27 protein-coding genes and 2 pseudogenes are annotated in these 24903 nt (G+C 64.9%); 14 read left to right on the forward strand and 15 right to left on the reverse strand.

Annotation, left to right across the window (positions count from 1 at the left end; all coding sequences use genetic code 11):
- Positions 1-143 precede the first annotated feature (143 nt).
- Together M3A49_RS28495 and M3A49_RS28500 are read right to left on the reverse strand one after the other, a co-directional pair.
- A complete protein-coding gene (locus M3A49_RS28495) occupies positions 144-1199 on the reverse strand; it encodes an ABC transporter substrate-binding protein (RefSeq protein ID WP_266232002.1) in 1056 nt (351 codons plus the stop codon).
- A gap of 63 nt (positions 1200-1262) precedes the next feature.
- Positions 1263-2168, reverse strand: a complete 906-nt coding sequence (locus M3A49_RS28500) for a TauD/TfdA dioxygenase family protein (RefSeq protein ID WP_266232003.1) — start codon at positions 2166-2168, stop codon at positions 1263-1265.
- A 208-nt stretch (positions 2169-2376) separates the two neighbouring features.
- On the opposite strand from M3A49_RS28500, the gene M3A49_RS28505 reads away from it, so the two are divergent.
- The gene (locus M3A49_RS28505) at positions 2377-3825 is read left to right on the forward strand and encodes a DNA-3-methyladenine glycosylase 2 family protein (RefSeq protein WP_266232004.1); all 1449 of its coding nucleotides are present in this window, start codon (positions 2377-2379) and stop codon (positions 3823-3825) included.
- On the forward strand, positions 3822-4313 hold the full coding sequence (locus tag M3A49_RS28510) for a methylated-DNA--[protein]-cysteine S-methyltransferase (RefSeq protein WP_266232005.1): 492 nt from the start codon (positions 3822-3824) through the stop codon (positions 4311-4313). Before M3A49_RS28505 ends, M3A49_RS28510 begins: the two co-directional genes overlap by 4 nt.
- A gap of 70 nt (positions 4314-4383) precedes the next feature.
- On the opposite strand, the gene treA is transcribed toward M3A49_RS28510, so the two are convergent.
- From treA to M3A49_RS42760, 5 genes and pseudogenes are all read right to left on the reverse strand, one after another.
- Complete coding sequence (gene treA / locus M3A49_RS28515) at positions 4384-6078, reverse strand: alpha,alpha-trehalase TreA (protein ID WP_266232006.1); 1695 nt, start codon at positions 6076-6078, stop codon at positions 4384-4386.
- A gap of 307 nt (positions 6079-6385) precedes the next feature.
- Entirely contained in the window at positions 6386-6688 is a 303-nt protein-coding gene (locus tag M3A49_RS28520; protein WP_266232007.1) for a chemotaxis protein, read from the reverse strand.
- A 144-nt stretch (positions 6689-6832) separates the two neighbouring features.
- Positions 6833-7006, reverse strand: a complete 174-nt coding sequence (locus M3A49_RS42750; protein WP_416339029.1) for a hypothetical protein — start codon at positions 7004-7006, stop codon at positions 6833-6835.
- A complete protein-coding gene (locus M3A49_RS42755) occupies positions 6966-7358 on the reverse strand; it encodes an SDR family NAD(P)-dependent oxidoreductase (RefSeq protein ID WP_416339030.1) in 393 nt (130 codons plus the stop codon). Before M3A49_RS42755 ends, M3A49_RS42750 begins: the two co-directional genes overlap by 41 nt.
- Before the next feature lie 41 nt (positions 7359-7399).
- A pseudogene (locus tag M3A49_RS42760) lies at positions 7400-7732 on the reverse strand (SDR family NAD(P)-dependent oxidoreductase); the annotation flags it as partial.
- 68 nt (positions 7733-7800) lie between these two features.
- Between M3A49_RS42760 and tkt the strand changes: the two are divergent.
- The gene (gene tkt / locus M3A49_RS28530) at positions 7801-9918 is read left to right on the forward strand and encodes a transketolase (RefSeq protein ID WP_266232008.1); all 2118 of its coding nucleotides are present in this window, start codon (positions 7801-7803) and stop codon (positions 9916-9918) included.
- Here the strand turns inward: tkt and M3A49_RS28535 are convergent, their stop codons facing one another.
- Complete coding sequence (locus M3A49_RS28535; RefSeq protein WP_266232009.1) at positions 9919-10206, reverse strand: DUF1488 domain-containing protein; 288 nt, start codon at positions 10204-10206, stop codon at positions 9919-9921.
- Between the two features lie 126 nt (positions 10207-10332).
- Positions 10333-10494, reverse strand: coding sequence for a DUF1328 domain-containing protein (locus M3A49_RS28540; protein ID WP_028205820.1), 162 nt, complete (start codon positions 10492-10494; stop codon positions 10333-10335).
- A gap of 274 nt (positions 10495-10768) precedes the next feature.
- Between M3A49_RS28540 and M3A49_RS28545 the strand changes: the two genes are divergently transcribed.
- Together M3A49_RS28545 and M3A49_RS28550 are read left to right on the forward strand one after the other, a co-directional pair.
- Complete coding sequence (locus M3A49_RS28545; protein ID WP_266232010.1) at positions 10769-10954, forward strand: hypothetical protein; 186 nt, start codon at positions 10769-10771, stop codon at positions 10952-10954.
- Between the two features lie 33 nt (positions 10955-10987).
- On the forward strand, positions 10988-11419 hold the full coding sequence (locus M3A49_RS28550; RefSeq protein WP_266232011.1) for a CBS domain-containing protein: 432 nt from the start codon (positions 10988-10990) through the stop codon (positions 11417-11419).
- 61 nt (positions 11420-11480) lie between these two features.
- Here the strand turns inward: M3A49_RS28550 and M3A49_RS28555 are convergent, their stop codons facing one another.
- Positions 11481-12899: a cation:proton antiporter gene (locus M3A49_RS28555; protein WP_323183336.1), complete on the reverse strand. Its 1419-nt coding sequence runs from the start codon at positions 12897-12899 to the stop codon at positions 11481-11483.
- A gap of 45 nt (positions 12900-12944) precedes the next feature.
- Entirely contained in the window at positions 12945-13430 is a 486-nt protein-coding gene (locus tag M3A49_RS28560) for a GNAT family N-acetyltransferase (protein WP_254357862.1), read from the reverse strand.
- Positions 13431-13595: 165 nt separating this feature from the next.
- On the opposite strand from M3A49_RS28560, the gene M3A49_RS28565 reads away from it, so the two are divergent.
- From M3A49_RS28565 to M3A49_RS28575, 3 genes are read left to right on the forward strand one after another with little or no spacing between them, the layout of a single operon-like run.
- Positions 13596-13985 (forward strand): ester cyclase, encoded by a 390-nt coding sequence (locus M3A49_RS28565; protein WP_266232012.1) that lies wholly within the window; start codon positions 13596-13598, stop codon positions 13983-13985.
- Complete coding sequence (locus M3A49_RS28570) at positions 13982-14392, forward strand: sugar ABC transporter ATPase (protein WP_266232013.1); 411 nt, start codon at positions 13982-13984, stop codon at positions 14390-14392. The genes M3A49_RS28565 and M3A49_RS28570 overlap by 4 nt, the downstream gene beginning before the upstream one ends.
- Before the next feature lie 22 nt (positions 14393-14414).
- On the forward strand, positions 14415-15401 hold the full coding sequence (locus M3A49_RS28575; RefSeq protein ID WP_266232014.1) for an alpha/beta hydrolase family protein: 987 nt from the start codon (positions 14415-14417) through the stop codon (positions 15399-15401).
- Positions 15402-15404: 3 nt separating this feature from the next.
- Here the strand turns inward: M3A49_RS28575 and M3A49_RS28580 are convergent, their stop codons facing one another.
- Positions 15405-16208 (reverse strand): IclR family transcriptional regulator, encoded by an 804-nt coding sequence (locus tag M3A49_RS28580; protein ID WP_266232015.1) that lies wholly within the window; start codon positions 16206-16208, stop codon positions 15405-15407.
- Positions 16209-16370: 162 nt separating this feature from the next.
- Between M3A49_RS28580 and M3A49_RS28585 the strand changes: the two genes are divergently transcribed.
- From M3A49_RS28585 to M3A49_RS28600, 4 genes are all read left to right on the forward strand, one after another.
- Positions 16371-18125, forward strand: a complete 1755-nt coding sequence (locus M3A49_RS28585; protein ID WP_266232016.1) for an FAD-dependent oxidoreductase — start codon at positions 16371-16373, stop codon at positions 18123-18125.
- Positions 18126-18177: 52 nt separating this feature from the next.
- Positions 18178-18945: an SDR family NAD(P)-dependent oxidoreductase gene (locus tag M3A49_RS28590; RefSeq protein WP_266232017.1), complete on the forward strand. Its 768-nt coding sequence runs from the start codon at positions 18178-18180 to the stop codon at positions 18943-18945.
- Between the two features lie 42 nt (positions 18946-18987).
- The gene (locus M3A49_RS28595; protein WP_266232018.1) at positions 18988-20352 is read left to right on the forward strand and encodes an MFS transporter; all 1365 of its coding nucleotides are present in this window, start codon (positions 18988-18990) and stop codon (positions 20350-20352) included.
- A gap of 116 nt (positions 20353-20468) precedes the next feature.
- Positions 20469-21287, forward strand: a complete 819-nt coding sequence (locus M3A49_RS28600) for a sulfotransferase family protein (RefSeq protein WP_266232019.1) — start codon at positions 20469-20471, stop codon at positions 21285-21287.
- A 16-nt stretch (positions 21288-21303) separates the two neighbouring features.
- On the opposite strand, the pseudogene M3A49_RS28605 reads toward M3A49_RS28600, so the two are convergent.
- Positions 21304-21773 (reverse strand): annotated as a pseudogene (locus tag M3A49_RS28605) (class II aldolase/adducin family protein); the annotation flags it as partial.
- 121 nt (positions 21774-21894) lie between these two features.
- Between M3A49_RS28605 and M3A49_RS28610 the strand changes: the two are divergent.
- Both M3A49_RS28610 and M3A49_RS28615 read left to right on the forward strand, forming a co-directional pair.
- A complete protein-coding gene (locus M3A49_RS28610) occupies positions 21895-22785 on the forward strand; it encodes a LysR substrate-binding domain-containing protein (RefSeq protein WP_266232020.1) in 891 nt (296 codons plus the stop codon).
- A 103-nt stretch (positions 22786-22888) separates the two neighbouring features.
- Complete coding sequence (locus M3A49_RS28615) at positions 22889-23896, forward strand: hypothetical protein (RefSeq protein ID WP_266232021.1); 1008 nt, start codon at positions 22889-22891, stop codon at positions 23894-23896.
- Positions 23897-23903: 7 nt separating this feature from the next.
- Here the strand turns inward: M3A49_RS28615 and M3A49_RS28620 are convergent, their stop codons facing one another.
- Positions 23904-24101, reverse strand: a complete 198-nt coding sequence (locus tag M3A49_RS28620; protein WP_266232022.1) for a hypothetical protein — start codon at positions 24099-24101, stop codon at positions 23904-23906.
- A gap of 157 nt (positions 24102-24258) precedes the next feature.
- Entirely contained in the window at positions 24259-24774 is a 516-nt protein-coding gene (locus M3A49_RS28625; protein ID WP_266232023.1) for a hypothetical protein, read from the reverse strand.
- Positions 24775-24903 lie beyond the last annotated feature (129 nt).

The following is a 24903-nucleotide window of genomic DNA, read 5'->3' on the forward strand; positions in this document are numbered from 1 at the left end:
CGTCAACATACGGGCACCCGGTGTGCCGCCCAACCAATGAATCGACATATCCAAACCAGGCCTGCTCATAAGCGCTGGCTATCCGCCACCAATGCGAACGGGCCCGAAAGGGGCCCGCTCGCCGACGCTGAGGGCGCGCTGGCTCAACTGCCGTTGGCAACCGCCGGGTCGTCGAAGAAGTAATCGCGCCACGACTTTGGCTCGTTGCGGATCGCACCCACGCGATACATGAATTGCGCGAGCGCGAGCGTATTCTGCGGCGCTGTCTTGAACTGAACCTGCGGATCGCGCAGGATCTTAAGGAGCAGGTTGCGGTCGATCTTCGAGTCGTTCACGCGGATATAGATATCCGCGGCCTGCTCGGGGTGCGCTGCAATGAAGTTCGCCGCATCGGCGAGCGCCGCCACGAATGCACGATAGGTCTTCGGGTTCTCCTCGCGGAACTTCTGCGTGGCGTAAAGCACCGTGGCCGATCCCGGTCCGCCCAGCACGTCGTACGAGTTGAGCACGATATGCGCCTTCGGGTTGGCCGCCAGTTCCTGCTGCTGGAACGGCGGATTGCCGAAATGCGCCGTGATCACACTGCTGTTCGCGATGATCGCGGCCGCGGCATCCGGGTGCGGAATCGCCTGGCTGTAGGGGTCGAGCCGGTCGAACTGCTTCTCGCCCCACTGCTTCGCCGCCGCGTATTGCAGCACGCGCGACTGCACGGAAACGCCCACGGCCGGCACGGCAATGCGGTCCTTGCTCGTGAAATCGGCAATGGTCCTGACGTTCGGATTCGTGCTCACGAGGTAATACGGCAGGTTGCCGAGCGATGCCACGCCTTTCACGTTCTGCCTGCCATGCGTGCGGTCCCACACCGTGAGCAGCGGGCCCACGCCCGCGCCGGCCACATCCACCGCGCCGGAAAGCAGCGCGTCGTTCACGGCCGCGCCGCCAGAAAGACGCAGCCAGTCGACCTTGATATCCACGCCGGCCTTGCGCCCCTCCTGCTCGATGAAATGCTGGTCGCGCGCGACGTTGAGCATCAGATACACGACACCGAACTGCTCCGCAATGCGAATCTGCCCTTCTGCGCGCGCGGTTGCCGGCGCGCCCAGCCCAAACGACGCGAGCGCAATGGCGAGTGACGCAACGCCCGCACGGCGCCACACGTTCGCGCGTTTCGCGAGCGCGTTACCGATGGAAAGCAACATACTATGGATTCCTTCTTATTCTGTTTAATATCGAACGTGCAAAAAAATGCCCCGCGGCGCGCATCAAAACGGCGTGTCGCCTTCGATGGTGGTGCGATAAAGCTTACGGCGCAGATGATCGGGCGTGCCCGCCGCGAGATGCATGAGCGAGCGGTTGTCCCAGAACACGAGATCGTGCTCACGCCATGCGTGGCGGTAGCAATGCTCCGCACGCACGCTGTGCGCGAACAGCGCGTCGAGCAGCGCGCGGCTTTCGTCCTCGGGTAGATCGACGATGCATGTCGTGAAGTGCTCGCTCACGAACAGCGCCTTGCGGCCCGTTTCCGGGTGCGTGCGCACGACCGGATGCACAACGGGCTTCACCTGCGCGATCTGCTCCGCCGTGAGATTCGGCCGCCACGGGCTGCGCGCCTGAAGTTCCGCATAGCGCGCGAGATAGGTATGCTCGGCGCGCCGCCCTTCCACGGCGCTCCGCAAATACGCAGGCAGCGTCTCCCATGCGAGATGCATGTTGGCGAACAGCGTATCCCCGCCCTCTGCGGGCAACTCCTGCGCGTGTAGCAGCGAACCGAGGCTCGGCTTCTCCTTGTATGAAAGATCGGAGTGCCAGAAGTGCCCCGCGTCGCCAAGACCGATGGGCTTGCCGTTCTCCACGATGTTCGAAACGATTAGCACCTCAGGGTGGCCCGCCAGTGCGAACTGGTGCAGCACGTGGATCTGCAGCGGCCCAAAGCGGCGGCTGAATTCGACCTGCTGCTCCGGCGTGATGCGCTTGTCGCGAAACACCAGCACATGGTGATCGAGGTGCGCGCGATGAATTCGCGCGAAGTCTTCGCTCGACAGCGGCTTCGCGAGATCGAGGCCGACCACTTCCGCGCCGAGCGGCGCATCCAGGGGAAGAATGTCGAAGCGTTGGGACGCGTGCGCGCTCGATGCGGCTGAAGCGGTGAATGTGGCAGGGGTAGTCACGCAGCAAGCCTTTCAGGTAAGCAATGGCTTCAATCTACGTGATCCGCCCGCCGCCTGACAACGAAGTAAATCCGATACGTTTATCCGTTCGAGTCATAAAGGCGCTGTTAAGGCATACGGCGACACAAGTCGCAGAGGCGCACCGGGCGCGAATACTCATGTCCGAATCTGGCCAGATTCCCCCCTGAATCTGTTTTAAAGTCTCGACATGCGCCTCGATCCCGACACCTGCTACCAGACCATGCTCTCGAAGGACCGCCGTTTCGACGGCTGGTTTTTCGTCGGCGTTTCGTCTACCGGGATTTACTGCCGCCCGGTCTGCCCGGTTCGCACACCCCGGCGCCAGAACTGCCACTTTTTCGCCAACGCCGCAGCGGCGGAACGCGCGGGCTTTCGCCCCTGTCTGCGGTGCCGCCCTGAACTGGCCCCAGGCAACGGCCTGCTGGACGTTTCGAGCAGGCTCGCGCACGCCGCCGCCACGCTGATCGAAGAGGGTTGCCTCAACACGGGCAGCCTGGCTGACCTGGCCGCACGCGTGGGCGTGACCGACCGGCACCTGCGCAGGATCTTCGACGCGCAATTCGGCGTGTCGCTGATGGAGTTCGCTCAAACCCAGCGATTACTGATGGCTAAGCGGCTGTTGACCGATACCCGCTTGCCGATGAACGCCGTTGCACTCGCGGCGGGATTCGGCAGCGTGCGGCGGTTCAACGACCTGTTCCTGAAACAGTACGGCCTGAACCCACTGCGGTTCCGCAAAGAAACCGATGTCCCCAATGCTTCGAATGCAGAAAGCATGACCTTTCCGCTGGGCTATCGGCCGCCGTTTTGCTGGTCCGGCATTCTCGCGTTCCTCGCACGCCGGCAGATAGCCAGCGTCGAGCATATCGGCGACGAAATCTATACGCGCACCCTCGCATTGAGCCATCACGGCCGCGATATCCACGGCTGGATCAGCGTGCGGCACGCGCCACAGCGCTTCGCGCTCGAAGTGACCTTGCCGATGTCGCTGATGCCCGTCGTGGGGCAGCTTCTGCCGCGCGTCAGGCGTCTGTTCGATCTGGACTCGCGCCCCGATCTGATCGATCCGCATCTCGGCGATCTCGCGGACGGCTCACCGGGCATGCGCGTCCCGGGCGCCATGGACGGCTTCGAGATCGCAGTGTGCGCCCTGGCCGGGCAATCACCACATTCAACGCGCACGCAAGGCATCGTTTCACGCATTGCCGAACGCTTTGGCACGCCGGTCAGCGCGCCGAACGCTTTGACGCGCGTCTTTCCCAGCGCGGCCACGCTTGCACGCGAGCCAGTCTCCGCACTCGAGGATACGGGTATGGCGCGCAAGCGTGCAGAGACGATCGTTGCGCTCGCAAGCGAAGTGTCGTCGGGGCGCATCAGGCTCGAGCCCGCAGCGCCGCTGGAGGAAACGCTCCATGCGCTGCGGAACATTCACGGCATCGGCGAATGGGCCGTGCAATACATCGCCATGCGCGCGCTCGCGTGGCCCAATGCCTTTCCGCCGTGCGACCTGAAGCTGAAAAAGCGGCTGGGCTACGCGCGCGCATCCGTATTCGGCCGCCATGCCGAACAATGGCAACCGTGGCGCGCCTACGCAACCCTCCACATGTGGAGCCAACTCGAAGGCCAACTCAAATGACACCCGGCTACCTGATTCCCAGTCCATTGGGCGATATCGCGCTGCGCATAGAAGACGATTTCCTGACCGGCCTCTTTTTCGTGGGCCAGAAGTACTTTCCGCACATCTCGCTCACGCGCATCGGAACCGGAGCGCCGCCACTCGCTCTTTACGCACAGCGCCAGATCACGCAGTTCTTTTCCGGCGAGCGACGGGACTTCGGGCTTCCCATTGCATTGCGTGGCACGCCGTTTCAGCGGCGGGTCTGGAAAGAGCTTGAAGCGATTCCGTATGGACGTGTGATCTCCTATGCGGAGGTCGCGAAGCGCTTGCGCCTGGACTCGGGGCACGCACGCGCAGTGGGGAGCGCGGTAGGCCGCAACCCTGTTTCCGTGATCGTTCCGTGCCACCGTGTCGTCGCGACAAACGGCGCGCTGACCGGCTACGCAGGCGGCGTGGATCGCAAGGCGGCGCTGCTCGAACTCGAGCATGCCGGCCCATTGGAATGAAACCAAGTGGACCGCTTCTCGGCACTCAATCAGCCTTAGCCGCCAGTTTAGAAGCGGTCCGCTCTCACACCTACTGCCCGCCCCCGTACATATCGAGCAGCATCAGCGTCACGCCGTTGGTCCAGCCAAAGCCATCCTGCAACGGGTATTCGCCGCCCCCACCGCCGCCTTCGCCCGCGCCCTCGACGATATATTTCTCGACGAGCTTTTGCTGCGTGTTATAGACGTTCTCGACGTCGGCGAGAAAACGCGTGCCGACTGGCTGCGCGAGATCGCTGTGTCCGTATTGCTTAAGGCCCTGGATGGCGATCCAGTGCAGCGGCGCCCAGCCGTTCGGCGCATCCCATTGCTGGCCAGTGTTGTAGGTCGACGTGGCGAGGCCGCCCTGCTGGAGCAGCACGCTTTGCATGGTCTGCGCCGTCTTCTTCGCGCGCTCAGGCCACGCCACGCCCGCCATCAGCGGATACATCATCGCGGGCGTCTGGTTGTCGCGCGACTTGCCGAGCCGCCAGTCATAGTCGCCGTAGTAGCCCTTGTTGTTCCAGAGGTAACGGTTGATGCCCTCGGCGCGGCGCGCGGCGTAGCCGGCGAACTGTCCCACGCAGCCGAAATCGCGCGCGACCGTGCAGGCGCGCACGATCGTCGTCTCCAGATGGAACAGGAGGCTATTCAGATCGACCGGAATGATCGACGTGGTACGCACGGTCCAGAGGTTCTGGTTGTCGCCGAACCAGCGCGAGCTGAAATCCCAGCCGCTTTCGGCGGTGGCGCGCAGGTCGCGGTAGACCTCGTTGGCGGGGCGGCCCGTGGCCTGCTGCGCGGTCTGCACGTCTTCGATATACGACTCGTCGCGCGGCGTGTCGAGTTCGTCCCAGTAGCGGTTGAGCACGGTGCCGTCGCGCAGCACGACCACGTTGCGCGTGGCCTGCCCGCGCGGCGTGCTGCTCGCCCCCTGCATCCAGTACGCGTACTCCTTGCGCAGCGCGGGCAGGTACTTCTGATACACGCTGTTGCCTTCCTTTTGCGCCGCGAGTTCCACCATGTACGAATAGAACGGCGGTTGCGAGCGGCTCAAGTAATAAGTGCGATTGCCGTTCGGAATATGGCCGAAGGTGTTGATCATGTACGCGAAGTTGTCGAGCATGTCGTCGACGAGATCTTCATGGCCCGACTCCTGGAGCCCGAGCATCGTGAAGTACGTGTCCCAGTAATAGCCCTCACGGAAGCGCCCGCCCGGCACGACATACGGCTTCGGCAGCGGCACGAGCGAGCTGTTGTCGGGCGCCGACGTGGTCGTGCGCGTGAGCCCGGTCCAGAGCCAGTCGATATGCTGGCGCAGGGTCTGCCCCGCCGGCGGCGTGATGCTCTGGTCCGGCGGCGGCGTGAAGTATTGATTTACGAAATTCAGCAACGAGAAACCGGCTTGGTTCTTCTGCGCTTCGTAGAGCTGAACGATGGTTGCGGGGTCCGTGTTCGGCGTCGAATCGACGAAGGTCTTCTGGTCGGAGAAGATCTGCGCGGTCTGCACTGCCACGAACAGATCGCCATACAGAATATCGGGCGCAGGCGGCAGCGGCGCGCCCACCTGCGTGTCGGCGAAACAGTTTGCGCAGGCAAGCAAAAGCGTGGCGACACTGATCGCACTGATCGCAGTGCGAGATCGCTGCGGCGACTTTCGGGGCGGGAGTGACTGTAAGCTTGCTTGAATGCGATGCGCATCGTTTGGCGATGCGGCGTGGGTGCGAGATTGCAGCTGCGTGCTCATGTTGCCTCCTTGGTGTTGGGGCACTTCGCTGGTCTCCTCACACCGACCCGTTCACGCCGTTTGTCTGCGGCGTGCGGGTTCGGCTGGATGCACGCTGGCATCGCCGTTTCCCGGGCAACGAGAGCATCGCATGACTTCGTACACCGAAGCAACTGCGGCGTGACAAGGACGCTAAGATGCGGAAAATTATGCCACCGACCTGACGGAAAAGACACGGCGCGTCGGTAACAGTGGCCGTGCTGGGGCGGCATGTGCAGCAGATATGCGGGCGCCAGGCACGACAGCCATATCGCGGGCGCCCACTTTTTCAAACATCGCCCGAATCGTCGATACGATCCGGAAGCACATCGCTGCCGGGCTCCTGCGATTCGTCGCCGTCTGCCGCGGCGCGTTCGCCCGTGCCTGCGCTATCGGTGTCGCTCTGCGCTTCGTCCTCGCCCGCTTCGAGCGCGTGATTGTCCAGTTCGGTGTCGCGGTCGAATTCGTGGCGCTTCGCGCCCTGGGTGTCGCTGCCGGAATCGGATGAATCGCACGGGCCCAGCGAGCCGGTGTCGTGCCCCGGCGGCCGGGATTCGGGAAGATCGTTGTCGGGGTCTAGCGTGCTGTTCATGGCAGGCTCCTTGTATTGTCGATGCGTTCGATGCCGCGCAGTTTGTGACGCCGCATCCCCATCCACGATGCGCGCAGAACGCATGCCTCGCGAACCGCGCCCTCACGCGTTCGTGAGCGGCGAGCGTGCGCAAAAGTGCAACGATCACGGGCGCGAGCGCGCCTGCCTGCGCAAATGCGCAAACGCCATCGCCACGCCAAGGACGCCAATCGCCACATCGCCCATCAACGCGTGCACATGGCGCTCGGTGAAGAGCGGCGCGCCGCCATTGCGCGCTTCACGGTCGAAGCGGCCATGCGCGCCGATCTCGCCCGGCACGGGCGCATGCAGGTTGTCGGGCGCGTCGGGCGCGCGCGGGTTGCCCGTCAATTAGATCGACCAGCGAGAGGTGCACGTCGAGGCCGTCGTGAATCAGCTCCGATCGCACGGCGTCAGTAAAGCCGCGCACCGCGAACTTCGCGCCGCAATACGCGGATTGCAGCGGGATCGCGCGCGAGGCGAGCGCCGACCCCACGTTGACGATCGCGCCGCGATTGCGCGTGCGCATGCGCGCGAGCGCCGCCATCGTGCCGTGCACCTGGCCGAGATACGTGACCTGGGTCGCGTCGAAGTCGCGCGGCGAGATCGACGAGAGCGGCGCAAAAATGGTCGCATGGCGACGTTCACCCACACGTCGATTTCGCCCGGTTCGCGCTCCACGCGCGCTGCCGCCGCTTCGACGGCCTGTGCGTCGGCCACGTCGGTGGGCACCGCGAACGCGCGCACACCGCTGTAAGCGGCCTGTAACTGCGCGGCGGCGCGCGCGAGCCGTTCGGGTTCGCGCGAAAGCAGCGCGACGTGGTAGCCCGCGCGCGCGAAGGCTTCAGCAACGGCGCGGCCCACGCCCGCGCCCGCGCCCGCGCCCGCGCCGGTCACGACAACGATCTTGTGGCGCAGCTTTCGATGCATCGGCTCAGTATTCGAAAAGGGAAGACGTGATAGTGTCGACCCGCAATGCCTATGCCTGTCTGGCATCCAAATGCGGTGCGGGGGCCGGCACCGCATTTGCGCATCGATCTGTTTGCGAACCGCCGCCCGCTTTGCCGCGCGCCCCTGCCGAGGAGTCCCAGCTCATGTCATCGAATTCATCGTCGAATGCCAGGCCCACGAACGCCGACCCATCCGATCTCGACCGTCTCGCCATCGACACGATCCGCACCTTGTCGATGGACGCCGTGCAAAAGGCCAATTCCGGCCACCCCGGCACGCCCATGGCGCTCGCGCCGCTCGCGTACCAGATCTGGCAGCGTCATCTGCGTTACGACCCTGCCGCGCCGCTATGGCCCAATCGCGACCGCTTCGTGCTCTCGAACGGCCACGCTTCAATGCTGCTCTACTCGCTGCTGCACCTCACGGGCGTGCAAGCCATAGACGAGAAAGGCAAGCTCACGGGCAAGCCCGTGGTCTCGCTCGACGATATCAAACACTTTCGCCAGATCGACAGCGTGACGCCGGGGCACCCGGAATTTCGCATGACGACGGGCGTCGAGACGACCACCGGGCCGCTCGGCCAGGGGCTCGGCAACAGCGTGGGCATGGCCATGGCCGGGCGCTGGTTCGAGCAGCATTTCAATCGCGCCGACGCCAGAATCTTCGACTACCGCGTCTACGCGGTGTGCGGTGACGGCGACATGATGGAAGGCATCTCGCACGAAGCGGCTTCGCTCGCGGGCCATCTGGGTCTGTCGAATCTGATCTGGTTCTACGACAGCAACCGCATCACGATCGAGGGCCACACCGACCTCGCCTATAGCGACGACGTCGAAGCGCGCTTTCGCGGCTACCATTGGAACACGCTGCACGTGGACGACGCCAACGACACGAAAGCCATCGAAGCCGCCATCGAAAAAGCGCAGGCCGTGACCGACAAGCCGACGCTCATCGTGGTAAAGAGCATCATCGGCTGGGGCGCGCCGAACCGGCAGGACACTGCGGCAGCGCACGGCGAGGCGCTGGGCGAAGAAGAAGTGCGGCTCGCCAAGCGCGCATATGGCTGGCCGGAAGACGCGCAGTTTCTCGTACCCGATGGCGTGTACGAACGTTTCGCGCAGGGCATGGGCGCGCGCGGCAAGGCGGCGCACGAAGCATGGAAGCAACGCTACGACGACTACGCGAAGCGCTACCCCGAGCTAGCGAAGGATCTGAGCTTGATGCTCGAAGGCAAGCTGCCCGAGGGCTGGGACACCGACATTCCCACCTTCGAAGCCGACGAAAAAGGCCTCGCGACACGCGAGTCGTCGGGCAAGGTGCTCAACGCCATTGCGCAACGCGTGCCGTGGATGATCGGCGGTGCCGCCGACCTGTCGCCCTCGACCAAGACCAATCTCAAGTTCGAAGGCGCGGGCAGCTTCGAGCGCGATCACTACGACGGGCGCAACCTGCACTTCGGCATTCGCGAGCACGGCATGGGCGCGGTCTCCAATGGCCTCGCGCTTTCTGGCTTGCGGCCGTTCGCGTCGACGTTCCTCATTTTCAGCGACTACATGAAGCCGCCCATCCGGCTCGCCGCGATCATGGAGTTGCCCGTGGTCTACGTGTTCACGCACGATTCGATCGGCCTGGGCGAGGACGGGCCGACGCACCAGCCGATCGAGCAGCTCGCCGCGCTGCGCAGCGTGCCTGGCCTGCTCACGCTGCGCCCGGCCGACGCCAACGAAGTCGCACAGGCGTGGCGCGTTGCACTCACGCGGCCGCACGAACCGGCCTGCATGGTGGTGACGCGCCAGCCGCTGCCCACGATCGACCGCACGAAATACGCCAGTGCGCAAGGCGTGAGGCGCGGCGCATACGTGCTCGCCGACGCACCCGATGGCAAGCAGCCCGAAGTCCTGCTGCTCGCTACGGGCAGCGAGGTTTCGCTATGCATTTCCGCCTATGAGACGCTGAAACAGGAGGGGATCGCGGCACGCGTGGTCTCGATGCCTTCGTGGGACCTGTTCGAACAGGAGGACGAGGCGTACCGGGAGTCGGTACTGCCGCCGCACATCTACGCACGCGTGGCCGTGGAGCAGGCGGCGACGCTCGGCTGGGACCGCTACGTCGGCCGCTTCGGCTCGCAGATCGTGATGCACACGTTCGGCGCCTCCGCGCCGTTCAAGGCGCTGAAGACCAAATTCGGCTTCACGCCGGAGCGCGTGGTCGAAGAAGCAAAGAAGCAGATTGCGCGCTGCAAGGCAGGCGCGGGTGAGTAGTTAGTGCCTGCCGGTGCCGTACATGCGCAAATAGCCGCTGTGAAGCATCACCGGCTTGCCGTCCGTCTCCTCGATGAGCCGGGCGGCCGCCGATTCGATCGCGGAGCGGTTGCGGTGGAACGCCTGGCGCAGGTCGGGCTCGCGCAGCGATCTCGCGCCGAAGCGATCTTCCAGCGCTTCAGCCGTAATGGCACAGTCCACAGCGACGGAATCCGCCACCGCGACAAAGGTTAGCGCGAATTCTTCCGTGTCGTACCCGACCGGGCCTTCTGGAAAGGAAATGTTCATGATCGTTGGACTCCTGAATTTCTTGCCAACCAACCTGCTCCTCTCGATCCATCTCATTCCTTCCCCGGCGCGCGCATCGTTCATGCCCAGATGAAGCGGTGCGCCTTGACCGACGCCGGAGAATGTTTACCGCCTCGTGATGCCAAACAACAAGCTCGCCAGAAAGAGAATCACGAAGATGAAGAACAGAATCTTGGCGATGCTCGCGGCACCCACCGCAATCCCGCCGAACCCGAAGACAGCCGCGATGATGGCTATCACGAAGAAAACGATCGCGTAGTAAAGCATTGCCGGCTCCTTTGAAAGTGTCTCCCGGCGTACGCGCACCGGCTGTGCCCGAGCCGGCTTTTCGCGAGCGCACCGGCGTCCCGAGACGCGCTGAGTCCTGCGGCACGCCTGTTGCGGGAGAAGCAGGCTGTGGCTCCCAAAGCGAAGGAGGCAGTCATGTACCCGTTGCAATGCGCCTTGCGCGCGGGCCTCGCCGGCCTGAAAGAGTCCAAACCGCAGTAATGCCGCAAACGTCTCACGTCTAACCGCCATGGCCTCTCCACAGGAGTTCTTCATGCCGCCGATGCTGTACGCCTTCACGACGTCGTTTCACTTGCCGCCGCCCGATCCGCTGGACGACCCGCAACGCGCGCCGCTGCCGCCGCAACCGGACGACCGCCCGCCGCCCACGCTGCCCGAAGGCGACCCACCGCCGCACATGTCGCCGGAGCGCCTCGAGCGCGCGGCGCGTTTCGCATGAGAAGAGACGATACGACCACGAAAGGAGAAGACAATGACCCAGGTTCACGAAGTGATGTCACGCGAGGTCGTCCATATCGCGCCTGACACGACGATCCGGCACGCCGCCGAACTCATGCGCGACCATGACATCGGCGCGCTGCCGGTATGCGACGGCGACCAGATCGTGGGCATGGTGACCGACCGCGACCTCGCCATGCGCGGGCTCGCCCAGGGCTGCACGGGCGAGGAAACGGTCTCGCACGTGGCGACCTCGGGCGTGCAGTGGTGCTACGAGGACGAAGACGTGAACGTTGTCCAGCGCCGCATGGCGGAGGCACAGGTGCGCCGGCTGCCCGTGGTAAACCACGAACGCGAGCTGGTGGGCACGCTCTCGCTCGGCGACATCGCCACGCGCTGCGACGGCGCGCAGCGCGAGCGCATCGCCAACACGCTCGAAGACATTTCGCAGCGGCGCGTGCCCTGACGATCGGGCTGGATGCGGCACGGCTCAGGTCTACGTCGATGCCTGCCGCGTCACCCGACGGCTAGTCGAATGCTTCCCTCGCGCGCACGCGGCGCTCCGCTGCCGCGAGCGCTTCCTGGCGCCGGTAATAGCGCTCGAGTACATAGCCCGCCGTCGCGCCGTGCAGCACGACGGACAGCACGATCGCGTCGAGTGCCGCAGGCAGCACGGGCCGCAGCACGTCGCCGGCCTGGTCGATACCCCACACCGCGTAATAGAACGCGCCCACGCCGCGTATGCCCATCCATGCCATCAGGGCGCGCTGCGGCGCGTCAGCGTGCGAGCCCGCCATTGCCGCGAATACGGCCAATGGCCGCGCAACGAACACCAGCACCAGTGCGCACAGCACCTCACGCGGGTCGAGCATCTCGCGCCAATGCGCGGAAATCACACAGCCGATGATCAGCAGTACCGAGAACTCGGCCAGCCGCTCGATTTCCAGCGTGAATCCCGTCATGCCTTCGGCAAGCCAGGCGTGCGCGCGCTGCGGATCTTTCGCGACTTCAGTGCGCTCGCCAAGCTGCACGCTTTCGAGCGCTTCTGCCGGGCGGCGCTCGCCCGTTGCGCGCAGTTCCTCGTGGCGCAGCGCCACGCCCGCGGCGAATACGGCCACGAACGCGTATGCGTGCAACAGCAGCGCCACGCCGTAGGTCACGGACATCAGGCCGATCGCGATAAAGCCGTCGAGGCCCACGGCTTCGCCGTAACGCGTACGCAGATGGAACACGATCCGCACGCACATCGTGGCGAGCAGGGCGCCCACGAGGAGCGCGCCCACGATTCCCCATGCCACCCACGCGGCGAATGCTGCCGCGTTCTGCGTGCCGGTGCCGTGCACGCCGCATAGCGCGAGACCGAGCAGCGCGAACGGCATCGCAGCGCCATCGTTGAGACCGCCTTCGCCCGAAAGCGCGAATCGCACTGGCTCGGCGTCGCCGGCCTCATGGACGCGCAGTTCGTTGGCGAGCACCGGGTCGGTCGGCGCAAGCGCCGCGGCAAGAAACAAGGCAACGCCGGTGGCCGCGCCCAACGCCACGCCAAACGCGTACATCAGCCCGACACTGAACGCCATGGCCAGCACGCCCAGGCGCAGCGGCAAGCACCAGAGCCGGTCGCGCAGCCGCACGCGCAGGTGCATACCGACGGAAAACAGCGAAATCACGAGCCCGGCTTCCGCCACCACGGTGAGCGTGCGCACGTTCTGCGCGAGGTCGGCGTGCACGAGGCCGAACACACCCGGCCCGACGATCACGCCCACGGCCAAATAGATCATCGCGCCCGTAAGCGGCAGGCGCGCGATCGGACCCCGCGCGAGCGCCACGAACATCAGCAGCACGCCGATCAGAAAAAACCACAGTGCTTCCTCCGGCATCGGCAGACTTCCCTCCTCGTCGATCGTTGCGGCGGTGCGTGGGCCGCTGCCCGCGCACGAACCCCACATTTACGCAACCTCTGTGCCGCTCGTCACGCGGGCGGCACGATCGCGTCATTCGTCCGCCAGGAGCGGCAGCGCCTTCGCAAAGCACCGCACGTCGCTCAGGCCGGCGCAATCCGCGAACGGCTCGGTCCGCCCGTAACCGTGCCGTTGATAGAACGCGATCGCGCGCCGGTTGGCTTCGCGCGCCTGAAGAATTACGCTGCGATAGCCCGCCCCGGCCGCCACCGTCTCGAGAAAACGAAGAATCGCCGTGCCGGTCCCCGGCCATTCGGGCCGCCGGTAGAGGCAGCGGAATTCGGCCACCTCGAACGAGAAGCGGCACAGCGCGCCGCAGCCGATCGCGAGGCCATCCATGGTGCGCGCCATGACAAAGGCGCTGCGCGCCGAACCCAGGTCGCCCAGGTAGAACTGCGGCTGCACGCTGTCCCCACGGTAGAGCGCCAGCGTGGCGCTCATCTCGTCGAGCAGAATACGGGCGTCGAGCGTGCACGCGTTCTCTCTTCGCACTACTGCGAGTGCCGATAAGTCTTTCATTGCTCATGCCCTCCCGATCTCGTCGCATCCTGCATGCGCAAGGAGGGTGCCAGGGTGCGACGGTCCAGGCGCGCACAGTCCGCATGCCCATACGGCGCGTTCGAGGCCCCTCACGCCGCTTTCGTCTACCATCGCGTGTGCTTCGTCATCCGATCAGGAGGCCGTATGGACGCACACGATCTGGGCACCCTTTACCGGCGCTACATCGACTGCCTGAACCGGCGCGATTGGGCTTCGCTCGGGGAGTTCGTCGCTCAGGACACGATCCACAACGGCCGCCCGCTTGGCCTCGCGGGATATCGCGCCATGCTGGAGCAGGACGTTCGCGACATTCCCGACTTGCGCTTCGAAATCGAACTGCTGGCCGCCGAGCCGCCGCTCGTTGCCAGCCGCTTACGTTTCGACTGCACGCCCCGGCAAGTCTTTCTCGGCCTACCTGTCGACGGCCGGCGAATCGCATTTTCGGAAAATGTCTTCTACGCCTGGCGCGACGGGAAGATTGCGCAGGTCTGGTCGGTCATCGACAAGGCCGCGATCGAGGCGCAACTGTCGTGAAAAGCCGGTTTGTATCGACGATTGCTGTGGTTTTCGGCGGCGTGATCAGTTGCGCAGTCGCGCACGCAGCAGGAAGTCAGGATGACTCACCTCGCAGTGCGGAAAGTGCCGCGCATGCCGGCTCTTCGTATCCGCAGTTCTTTCTTCCCGACCAGAACGGCAAGCCGGTGAAACCCAGCTCGTCGGTCCGCACCTTCACCACGCGAGATTGCGCTGGCACCGTGCTACAGGGCGAACACGCGTCCGCGCAGGTACAGGGCGATGCGGTCGAACTGAGGGACGGCAAGGTCTACGTGAACGACCTGTCGTACGGCGCCGTGACGCGCGAGCAATCGGTCGAATACGACGTCAGGCAAGACAAACGCACCTTGCTGGTGGACGGCAAAGTCCGAACGCCCGCGCACTGAGATCACTCCCACCCGAAGCGCCATGACAACAACCCGCAAAACACTTCCGTACGCCGCTGCTTCGATTTTGACCGTACTCTTGTGCCTGTTCACCGCGGTCGCACACGCGGCAGGCGTCAAGCGCCTCGACATTCCCGCCGACGCGAACGGCCCGGCATTGAAAGCCATGGTGTGGACGCCTTGCGCCGAGCCCGCGGAAGACGTGCCGTTCGGCCCATACATCCTGCACGGGCGGCGCGACTGTCCGACGGTTGGCAACAAACTTCCGCTGATCGTCATTTCGCACGGCCACACCGGCTCGTTTCTGGGCCACCATGACCTTGCCGAAGTGCTGGCCGATGCGGGCTTCGTTGTGGCCGCAATCAACCATCCCGGCGATTCGTTCGCCGATCCGAGCCGCTCGGGCGATCTGTCCGTGTTCGTCGAGCGGCCGACCGATATCAAACGCCTGATCGATTACATGCTGGGCGCCGCGCCTGACGCCGCGAACATCGACCCGCAACGCATCGGTTTCTTTGGCTTTTCGCGCGGCGGCTATACGGGGCTGGTGCTGGCGGGCGGCGTGCCGGACTTCAAGCACGCCGAAGTGCCGTGCCCGGACCCGAGGCCGCCGGTCTGCGACGAGGTCGCGCGTGGCGAGGTGCCCCCGCAGCCGCTGCCAGTCGACGCTCGCATCAAGGCGTTCGTGCTCGCCGATCCGCTCAACGAATTCCCCGCCGCGAGCGACTTGAAGAACGTGACGGCACCCATGCAGGTGTGGGCTTCGCAGTATGGCGGCGACGGCGTATTGCCCCACAACGCGCCCGCGCTTGCCAAAACGCTGCCTCGCAAACCCGACTATCACTTCGTGCCCGATTCGGCGCATTTCGCCTTTCTCGCGCCCTGCCCCGCTCCGATGAAAAAGAGAGTGCCGGAGATCTGCGTGGATGAGCACGGGTTCGACCGGGTCGCGTTTCATAAGCAGTTCGATGCAAGCGTGCTCGCGTTTTTCCAGGCGAATCTGCACTAGCTTTCACGCTGCCCGGTAGCCCAGCCGCCGTGAAATCGCCTGCACGCAATCGCGCAGCGCGGCGGCAACGGTGCCGTCCCAGTCGGTGTCGAGCGTACCGGTCGGTCCCATGATGGTGAGCGTCAGCGCAATGTTCTTCGAGTAGTCGAAGACCGGCGCGGAGAACGCCACGATGCCCGGTGTCGGATGATTGATGCTGCGCGCCATATGCCGCTCGCGCGCCTCCTCGATCATCGCCTCGACCACCGACGCTTCTAGCGGATGCGCAATGTCGGGGCCCAGCCGGATGCGGTCGTCGAGCAGCAGCGTCTCAGTGAGCCTGCGCGGCAGAAACGCCGAAAAGACCCTGCCGGTCGCCGTGTTCGCGAGCGACATGACCGTGCCCGTGCGGATGTTCGTGTGGATGGGGTAGGACGCATCGATCAGGCGCACGATCACCGGGCCCAGATTGCCCCACACGGCGATCGCCACCGCATGCGAGGTCTGTTCCGACAACGTCTCCGCAAAGGGCGTGGCCTCGCGGATAGGGTTTTGCGTCTGGAGGCTCGCGAGCCCCAGCTGGATCGCCATGGGCCCGAGCAGATAGTGCCCCGTGGCCGGGTCCTGCGCGACCAGCCCGATCTTGCCGAAGCTCACCAGGTACGGATGAATCTTGCCCGACGGCATGCCTGCCGCCTTCACGAGATCGCGCAGCGCCAGGGGCCGCGCCTCATCGGCCAGCACCTTGAGGATCTCCCCTCCCACTTCGATCGACTGTATGCCGCGGCGCTCTCGCTCGGGCGCCGCCTGGCCTTCGGTGCTTTCCACGTCCGTCCCCGTTATTCAAAGGTCGACTCAGTATAGCACTAGGCATTATCTAATTCAGTTGCATAGGGTTAACTATAAGATATTCTCTAGCGAGCTAGATTTAATCTAGCGGCTACGGAGGCGGCGTTGCCCGACGCCGCCCGCACCAGAACGGAGAGGTCGATGTCTTTGACGCAAGCAGAATGCGATGTGCTCGTGATTGGCACGGGCGTGGGCGGCATGTCGGCAGCCATTACCGCCGCGAGCCGCGGGTTGAAGGTGATCGTGGCCGAAAAAGCCGCGTACTACGGCGGCACGACCGCGCGCTCGGGAGGCTGGCTCTGGATTCCCAACACGTATCTCGCGCAGGCGTGGGGCCACCATGAATTGCCGGATCAGGCGTTCACCTATATCCGCAACCAGGCCGGGCGCGGCTTCGACGAAGCACGCGTGCGCGCCTTTCTCTCGAACGGCCCGAAGGCGGTGGAATTTTTCACCTCGAACACCGCGGTGCAGTTCGACATGCCGCTCACGTTTCCGGACTACCACGCGGAAGCGCCCGGCGCGGCGCAAGGCGGTCGCTCGATGGTCACGCGCCCTTACGACGCGCGTGAGCTTGGGCCGCTGCTCAAGACCCTGGGCCCGGTGCTGCCGGAATTGACGGTTTTTGGCGTCACGATCGGCTCGGGCAAGGACATCGTCCACTTCATGCGGGTTACGCGCTCACTCGAATCGGCCTGGTATGTGACGAAGCGGCTCACGAAGCACTTCCGTGAAGTAATGAAGTTCGGCCGGGGCATGACGCTCACCAACGGCAATGCGCTCGCCGCGCGGCTCGCCAGATCCGCCGCCGACCTCGACATTCCTGTGTGGCTGTCGTGCCCGGCCACGCAGTTGCTGTGCGAGGGCGGACGCGTCACAGGCGCCGTGCTCGAACGCGCAGGAGAACGAATCGAAGTCAAGGCGCGGCACGCCGTCGTGCTCGCCACCGGCGGCTTCCCGCACGACCTCGAACGTCGCAAGTCGACCTATCCGCACGTGCAGGCGGGACATGCGCACTATTCGCCTACCCCGCAGACCAACGTTGGCGACGGTATTCGCATGGCAGAAGCGGTAGGCGCCGTGTTCGACAGAAACCTCTCGAACGCCGCCGCATGGACGCCCATGTCGCTCGTGCCGCGTAAGGATGGCTCGACGGGCATCATGCCGCACTTCATCGACAGGGCGAAACCGGGCGTGATCGCGGTGAACCTCGACGGACGGCGCTTTGCGAACGAGGCGAACTCGTACCACGACCTCGTTCAGGCAATGATCGACGCGTCGAAGGGCAAGACGGAAACGGCGTGCTGGCTCGTTGCCGACCACGCGGCCATCCGGCGCTACGGGCTCGGCTTCGTCAAGCCCTTCCCGATGCCGCTCGGCCCGCATCTGCGCAACGGTTATCTCAAGCGCGGTAAAACGCTCGAAGCGCTCGCGAAGGCAATCGGCGTGGATGCGGCCACGCTCGGCCCCACTGTGCGGCAGTACAACGAGGGGGCACGACTTGGCCGCGACCTCGAATTCGGCCGGGGCAGCAAGGCCTACAACCGCTACCAGGGCGATGCGCTGCACGCGCCCAACCCGTGTGTCGAACCGCTCGCCGACGGCCCGTTTTACGCAATCAAGCTCGTCCCGGGCGACCTCGGCTCCTTCATGGGCCTGCGCACGAACGAACATGCCCAGGCCGTTTCGCGCGATGGCTCACCCATCACCGGCCTGTACGCCGCCGGCAACGACGCGGCCAGCATCATGGGCGGCGAATACACCGGCGCGGGCATCACACTGGGGCCTGGCCTCACGTTCGGCTTCATCGCGGCCAACCATATTGCCGACCGCGCACGTCAGGATCACTCCGGACCGGACGCCAAGCTCGAGCAAGTCTCGCTCGCGGCACACTAAACGCCTTCTTTAGACGAATACTCCGCCGTTTCAATTATTTTATTATTCAGTCATGCAAATTAATTCGAACCCGATCCTCACCGGCAAAATTGCTTTGATCACCGGCGCGGGCCAGGGCAACGGCCGCGCCATTGCCATCGGACTCGCCGAAGCGGGCGCGTCCGTCGTCGTCTCCGACATGAACGAAGCCAACGCCCGCGAAACCGCGGCGATCATCGAAGCCAACGCACACGCAGCCTACGCCTGCCAACTCGACGTGACCGACGCCGCCCAATGCCGCGGCGTGACCGAAGACATTGCGGCCAGGCTCGGCGCAATCGACGTGCTCGTGAACAACGCGGGCATCCTCATTCGCGAAGGCGTCGACAGCGAGAACGCGCTCGCCAACCTCCAGCGTGTCATGAAGGTCAATCACGAAGGCACGTTCAACGTGTGCCACGCCTGCCTGCCAGCGCTGCGCAAGACGCGCGGCGCAATCGTCAACGTAGCATCGATCGCGTCGTTTTCGGGTCAGCCCAACACGCTCGGCTATTCGCCGTCCAAAGGCGCCGTGAAGATGCTGACCCAGTCGCTCGCCGTGGATCTCGCGAGCGACGGCATACGCGTGAACGCCATCGCGCCGGGCGTGATTGAAACGCCCATGACCGACTTCACGCGCGACGATCCAGCCAGGCTCGAACGCTTCATGTGTCGCATTCCCATGAAGCGGGTTGGCAAGCCGGAGGAACTCGTCGGCGCAGTCCTGTTTCTCGCCTCGTCGATGTCCGGCTACGTCACGGGCGTCACCTTGCCGGTAGACGGCGGCTATCTCGCGGGCTGAAGCGCCCGGGTTTTTCGACAATCATTCAGGAGACAGGCGGCGATGAATCGCATACCCCACCCCATCGACGTTCAATCGTTCATCGACGCCGAGCGCTTCGCTCCATTGCACTGGCTCGTTCTCCTTTTTGGATTCCTGATCGTCATGGCGGACGGATACGACACCGCCGCCATCGGTTTCATTGCGCCGTCGCTCGTCCAGGAATGGGGCGTGGCGCGCGGCGAGCTGGGCGCCGTAATGAGTGCCGCGCTCGCGGGACTCGGCCTCGGCGCGATTCTGGCCGGGCCGGTGGCAGACCGCTTCGGTCGCAAGTGCGTGCTCGTTGCGTCGGTCGCGGCCTTTGGCATCTGCACGCTCATCGCCGCGCAGGCCCAGTCGATCGCTTCGCTCACCGCACTGCGCTTTATCACCGGACTCGGGCTCGGCGCTGCGATGCCCACGACCATCACCATGATGTCCGAATACGCACCGCAGCGTGTGCGCGCCCTCTCCGTCAACGCCATGTACTGCGGATTCTCGTGCGGCCTCATGGCGGGCGGCGCGGCCTCGGCATGGCTCATTCCGCATTTCGGCTGGCGCAGCGTGCTGATGGCGGGCGGCGTCGGGCCACTCGCGCTGGCCCTCGTCCTGCTCGTATTTCAGCCGGAATCCGCACAATTTCTCGCGCTGCGGCCCGGCAACGAACGCCGTGTCGCACGCATTCTGCGCCGCGTTGCGCCGGCCAGGGACTTCACGGGATGCACCTTCGTCGCCCGCACCGCGCCTTCGGAAACGCAGGATAAAGCGCGAGGCAAACCGGCACTCGCGCTGCTGCTGGCGCACGACTATCGGCGCCGCACGTTGCTGCTGTGGCTCACGATGTTCATGAGCCTCCTGGTCTACTACTTCATGACGAACTGGATGCCCACACTGCTGCGCAAGGCCGGTTTCAGCGTGGAGCACGGCGCGTTGATGGCTTCCGTGTTTCCGCTTGGCGGCCTGATCGGCAACCTCATTGCCGGCCGTCTGATGGACAGCTTCGGCGCCAACAGGACGATCGTCGTCGGCTACCTGCTCGCGGCGCTGCTCGTCGCCGTGATGGGGGCGAGCGTGGAGCATCCCATGTTGCTCGGCGTTGCGCTCTTTCTGTGCGGCTCGCTCGTCACGAGCGCGGCGACCTCGATGTCCACCTACGCCTCCATGATCTACCCAACCGAAGCCCGCACTACGGGCGTGGCGTGGATGCAGGGCATCGGTCGCGTGGGCGGCATGGCCGGTTCATTCGCCGGCGCGGCACTGCTCGGGCTCGGGTGGAATTTCAACGCCATCTTCGCCATGCTCGCGCTGCCGGCGCTGGCCTGCGCCGGCGCGCTCATGCTGATGAAACCGCGGCGCGCATATGCTCCAGTAACCGCATTGGAGCCGTAACCGCCGCAACCGCTTTGTCACCTTGGCCATCGCGGCGTCAGTTTCGCGCCAGCGTCGGCAGGTAACATCGGTGCAAACGAAGCAATGGCGCAGGACGCAACAGGGGAGAGGGCAGAATGCATTCTTTTCCGCTATTCATTGTCGGCGCACCCCGCTCGGGAACGACGTTCCTCTGCTCGGTTCTCAATGCGCACCCGCACATCCAGCTCACCAACGAGTGCCGCGTTTTCGCGCTGGTCAAGGAGATGCTGGATGTGGGCAGCCAGCGCCCCGACCTGCTGGGCGCGGCCTGCCGCGACCGCTTCAACGCGTTTAGCCGCCGCACGCTCGGCGCCTGGGTCGAGCGCTTCTATCGCGAAGACCTCGACATGTCGGCGCCGATCTGGGGCGACAAGCATCCGCCTTACGCGGATCCGACGATTCTTTCCGGCCGCTTCGGCGCTATCGAGCGCCCGCCGCGCTCCGGGTCGTGCCTGAGGCTCATCCACGAGTTGCTGCCCCACGCTCGCTTCATCCATCTTCATCGCGATCCTGGCTGGGTCGCCAATTCGCTTGTGCGCAAGCACTGGATCGGGTCCATCAACGACGGTGTGCGCGTATGGGGTCAGTATGTGACCGAGATCATCGACTTTTTCGCTGAAATCCCGGAGGAGCAGACATTGACGATCGGCTATCGCGATCTCATCGAGGATGCGGACACGACGATAGCAAGTATCAGCCGCTTCCTGGGCCTCGCGGACCCTGCGCCGATACGCGATTTTCTGCACGCCCAGCGCAGTGCGCCAACGCCGTTCAGCGACCCGGTGACCGATATCGCCGATCTCTACGTCGTTCCGCCTACGCCAACGACCGACAGCGCGCTCCTCGCGCTCGCGGAAAAAGCGGCGACGCAACTCGGCTATTCGGCATCGGCAACTCTTTCGGAATCCCGATAACTTGCGCGGGCCAGCGCCTGGAACACGTCAGCAAGCCGTGGTTCTGGTGAATCGCAGCCTTCACGCCGGCGAACGCGTTGGCGACCTTGTGGCCGGCCTTCACTTCCACCGCGACCTGGCCCGCTTCGTCGCCAATCACGACGTGGTCTTCGAAGAACGCGCAGGCGTCCTGGGTGATCGGCTCGATCTTCTTGCCGAGCGCCGCGAAAGCGGTGCCGTAGACGGTATGCGCATGGCACATCGCCACGATGTCGGGGTGCGCTTCGTGCACGGCCGCGTGCAGCACGAAGCCGGCGCGGTTGATCGCGTACTTGCCTTCGACCACGCGGCCTTCGTGGTCCGCGAGAATCAGGTTCGAGACCTTGACCTGCGAGAAGTGCACGGCCATCGGAAAATCAGATCCTTCTGCTCGGGCTGATAGATCGAGATGCGACCGTTCAGGTCGATTGCCTTCGTGGCCTGGGCCGTCTCCATCACTTCGGACATGCTGCGTCTCCCTTGAAATCCTTGTGTGCAATGGCTGACATCTTGTCCGGCTCTCGACGCGTTGACAAACGATGGATGTTCATGAAAACATGAGCCGCATTCACCTATCTCGGGGTCGAACGTGCGCAAAATTCCGAATTTTGTGCTGCTGCGCGCCTTTGAAGCCGCGGCACGGCTCCAGAGCTTCGCGCTCGCGGCACGCGAACTCCATCTCACGCCATCGGCGATCAGCCATCAGGTCAAGGATCTCGAGGCGTATTTCGGGCGACCGCTCTTCATCCGGCGCAATCGCCGCATCGATCCAACCCCCGAGGCGCTGCGTCTGCTCGACAGCCTGAGCCGGGTGTTCGATGTCATCGAGTCGGCCTGCACCGAAGTCTCGCTTGCGCCTCAGGCCCAGGTGCTCGCCGTATACAGCGCGCCGAGTTTCGCCGTGAAATGGCTCGGGCCCAGGCTCGCCGACTTCGCGCGCCATCACCCCAACATCACGCTGCGGCTTTCCACCGGACCGGAGCCGCTTGACCTCACGCGCGCTCAGGAAATCGACGTGGCGATTTCGTACGGCGGCGCGCTGGAGCGGCCGGGCGTGGAGACGGTGGCGCTAGGCGTCGAACCGCTCGTGCCGATGTGCTCACCCGCGTTGCTGGCGAGCGCGGGCTCGGTGGAAGCGTTGATGCAGGAGGCCACGCTGATCGACAGCCCGTTGAGCCGCGTGACCTGGTGCGACTGGTTCGCCGCGAACGGCCTGCCGTTGACCGACCGGCCGCGGCCCTCGTTCGATCGCGCGGCGCTCGCGATTTCGGCGGCGGCCGACGGCATGGGCGTCGTGCTCGAAAGCACGCGCCTCGCCGAGCGCGAGCTTGCGCGCGGCGATCTGGTGGAGGTGGGCGCCGACCGCTTCACGCGCTTTTTACGCGAAACGCATTTCGTTTCGTGCCGCACGATCGACATCAGGCAGAGCCGCCTGGCCGCATTCCGGCAGTGGTTGCTGGGGCAAGCGTCGCCGGGTTGAGCGCTTGCGTTCGGCTGCATACCCAGGGGGTTTCCCGCCGCTTGAATGTCACCATCCGCGTAGTACGATGAAGTCATCGAAAAACAGAATTAGAGGTCCCTCCATGGACACGACCGCACGGCACGCGACGGCCATCGCATTGCTTGCAACGGGCTGCGCAGTATCGGCAGCGTCCCACGCCTATAGCAAGGAAGACGACGCCGCGGCGCAGGACCGCGAAGTCCAGGCGGCCTATGACCGGGGTTACAAGGCAGCCAGGGAGGAGATGGCGCAGGCGGCGGCTCCCGCCGCTGCGCCTGCGAAGAAGGCTGCCGGCGCGGCGGCGCAGAAGCCCATCCTCGACATCAAGCATGCGTATAGCGACGCGGGCGAGGTCTCGACGGTCATGACCGTGCCGGTCGTGGTCAAGCCACTCGCGGATGGGCAAGGCGCGCAAAGCGAACAAAGCACTCAGGCCACTCAAGAGGCGCAAGACGTCCAGGATTCCACTGCCGCGGCTCCGGCCGCAGCGGCAGCGCCGGCTCTCGAGCAGACGAACGCGCGCACCACCGTTGCGAAAGCCGCCGACGCTGCGCCGGCTGCGGCCGCACGGCAGCCGCAAGCGCAGCCGCACGCCTACGCGCAGGCGAGCGCGAACCATCGCGCCGTCGCGGCAACGCAGCCCGCGCAGGACGACGTCGCGCCGCCGGAGTCGCTGGCGAACGACGAAACCGTCGACGAACCGGAGCCGCCGCGCTCCGCGCAGATCTACTCGACGCAGGGCCAAGGTTACGCCCAACCCTACTACCAACCGGCGCAGCCACGGGTCCAGCAACAGGTCCCACCGCAAGCCCGGCAATACGCGCCGCCGCCCCAGCCGTATGGCTATGCCCAGCAGCCGGCGTATGCACAGCAGCGGCCGGCCTACGCGCAGCCGCCCGCCTATGCGCAGCAGCAACCGGTGTATGCGCAGCAATACGCCCAGCAGCAATACCCGCAGCGGCAACCCATGTACGCGCAGCCCCGGCCCGCTTACTACCCGCCGCCCGCACCGTGGGGCGCGCAGTACCAGCAACCGCCGGCGCGCTGGGTGTACTGGTCGCCGCAGTACGGGCGCTGGATGTACTACTGAGCGCCGGTTACCAGCGCGCGTCGTTCATCTGGCAGGCGAGCAGGCAACCCAGGGCGGAGAGGGTACCGACCGAGCCGATACCAAAACCCAGAGCAAGATTTTCCGCGGTCGTCGCGCAGCCCTGCAGCATCAGCGTCGAGCTGAGCAGCACGGGAAGCAGGAGCTGACCCAGGATGCGCGAACAGGTTGGGCGTCGTTGTGACATGGGGCGTGGGTCCGGGGAGGATCTTTTTTGCGGTAGTTGAGCTTGTCAGCTTACTGACTCGCCTCATTCGCATTCCCGGGAGCAACGTGTCACAACGGCAATGCCTTACCAATTACCTCGCAGCGGTAAGGAAGCGGGTGACAGGGGGATGTTCGTTCTAGAAGCCGCGCCGGGCGCTAATCGCCGCACCGGTGTCATGCGAGCGCGTCAACGGCAGATGCGCGTCGGCTGAGAGATCCCAGTCGCCGACGGTGACGAGCGGCGGCGTTTGCGGATGCAGCGCCTGGTTCGGCACGCCATTGCTGTCGACCTGGGCGCCCGGCGTGCGCGTCCCGCTCGCGCCCGGATCGAGCGTGGCGTCGGTATCGTCCGGAATGCCAGGCGTTGCGGCGGTGGTTTTCGCCAGATGCGCGTCGTACTGCCGTTCAAACGGCGACTGGTACTCGAAGCGCTTCGCAATTGCAGGCAAAGAGACGGATGGCGCCGCCGGCGCTGGTGCGGCCGCAACGGCGTGTTTCGGGGCGTGGCCCCTCGCGTCCTTCTGGACGTGCTTTTGGACGTGCTTCTGGACAGGCTTCTGGGTGTGCGCCGCCTTGGCGGGTTCGGCCGCCGAGACGCTGGCAAGCGCCAGAAGAGAGACACCCAAAAGCCATCCCTGGATCGGATGCTTCATGGAACGAAATCTGCGTTTGGAAACTGGTGCCGCATCGAAAAGCTGCGCAGCACTCGCCCTTGGAGTCTAGATCAATCGCAAGTCCGACCAATCGGGGTCTTCCCTCGTCTTTCGCTCGTCTCTTCATGC

This window comes from Paraburkholderia sp. CNPSo 3076 (genome assembly GCF_026343935.1).
GTDB lineage: Bacteria > Pseudomonadota > Gammaproteobacteria > Burkholderiales > Burkholderiaceae > Paraburkholderia > Paraburkholderia nodosa.

Bases quoted from the DNA above. Each gene is read 5' to 3' on its own strand.
- M3A49_RS28495 (WP_266232002.1), bottom strand. From the start codon at position 1,199: ATGTTGCTTTCCATCGGTAACGCGCTCGCGAAACGCGCGAACGTGTGG.
- M3A49_RS28505 (WP_266232004.1), top strand. From the start codon at position 2,377: ATGCGCCTCGATCCCGACACCTGCTACCAGACCATGCTCTCGAAGGAC.
- M3A49_RS28510 (WP_266232005.1), top strand. From the start codon at position 3,822: ATGACACCCGGCTACCTGATTCCCAGTCCATTGGGCGATATCGCGCTG.
- treA (WP_266232006.1), bottom strand. From the start codon at position 6,078: ATGAGCACGCAGCTGCAATCTCGCACCCACGCCGCATCGCCAAACGAT.
- M3A49_RS28520 (WP_266232007.1), bottom strand. From the start codon at position 6,688: ATGAACAGCACGCTAGACCCCGACAACGATCTTCCCGAATCCCGGCCG.
- tkt (WP_266232008.1), top strand. From the start codon at position 7,801: ATGTCATCGAATTCATCGTCGAATGCCAGGCCCACGAACGCCGACCCA.
- M3A49_RS28535 (WP_266232009.1), bottom strand. From the start codon at position 10,206: ATGAACATTTCCTTTCCAGAAGGCCCGGTCGGGTACGACACGGAAGAA.
- M3A49_RS28540 (WP_028205820.1), bottom strand. From the start codon at position 10,494: ATGCTTTACTACGCGATCGTTTTCTTCGTGATAGCCATCATCGCGGCT.
- M3A49_RS28545 (WP_266232010.1), top strand. From the start codon at position 10,769: ATGCCGCCGATGCTGTACGCCTTCACGACGTCGTTTCACTTGCCGCCG.
- M3A49_RS28550 (WP_266232011.1), top strand. From the start codon at position 10,988: ATGACCCAGGTTCACGAAGTGATGTCACGCGAGGTCGTCCATATCGCG.
- M3A49_RS28555 (WP_323183336.1), bottom strand. From the start codon at position 12,899: ATGTGGGGTTCGTGCGCGGGCAGCGGCCCACGCACCGCCGCAACGATC.
- M3A49_RS28560 (WP_254357862.1), bottom strand. From the start codon at position 13,430: ATGAAAGACTTATCGGCACTCGCAGTAGTGCGAAGAGAGAACGCGTGC.
- M3A49_RS28565 (WP_266232012.1), top strand. From the start codon at position 13,596: ATGGACGCACACGATCTGGGCACCCTTTACCGGCGCTACATCGACTGC.
- M3A49_RS28575 (WP_266232014.1), top strand. From the start codon at position 14,415: ATGACAACAACCCGCAAAACACTTCCGTACGCCGCTGCTTCGATTTTG.
- M3A49_RS28585 (WP_266232016.1), top strand. From the start codon at position 16,371: ATGTCTTTGACGCAAGCAGAATGCGATGTGCTCGTGATTGGCACGGGC.
- M3A49_RS28590 (WP_266232017.1), top strand. From the start codon at position 18,178: ATGCAAATTAATTCGAACCCGATCCTCACCGGCAAAATTGCTTTGATC.
- M3A49_RS28595 (WP_266232018.1), top strand. From the start codon at position 18,988: ATGAATCGCATACCCCACCCCATCGACGTTCAATCGTTCATCGACGCC.
- M3A49_RS28600 (WP_266232019.1), top strand. From the start codon at position 20,469: ATGCATTCTTTTCCGCTATTCATTGTCGGCGCACCCCGCTCGGGAACG.
- M3A49_RS28615 (WP_266232021.1), top strand. From the start codon at position 22,889: ATGGACACGACCGCACGGCACGCGACGGCCATCGCATTGCTTGCAACG.
- M3A49_RS28620 (WP_266232022.1), bottom strand. From the start codon at position 24,101: ATGTCACAACGACGCCCAACCTGTTCGCGCATCCTGGGTCAGCTCCTG.
- M3A49_RS28625 (WP_266232023.1), bottom strand. From the start codon at position 24,774: ATGAAGCATCCGATCCAGGGATGGCTTTTGGGTGTCTCTCTTCTGGCG.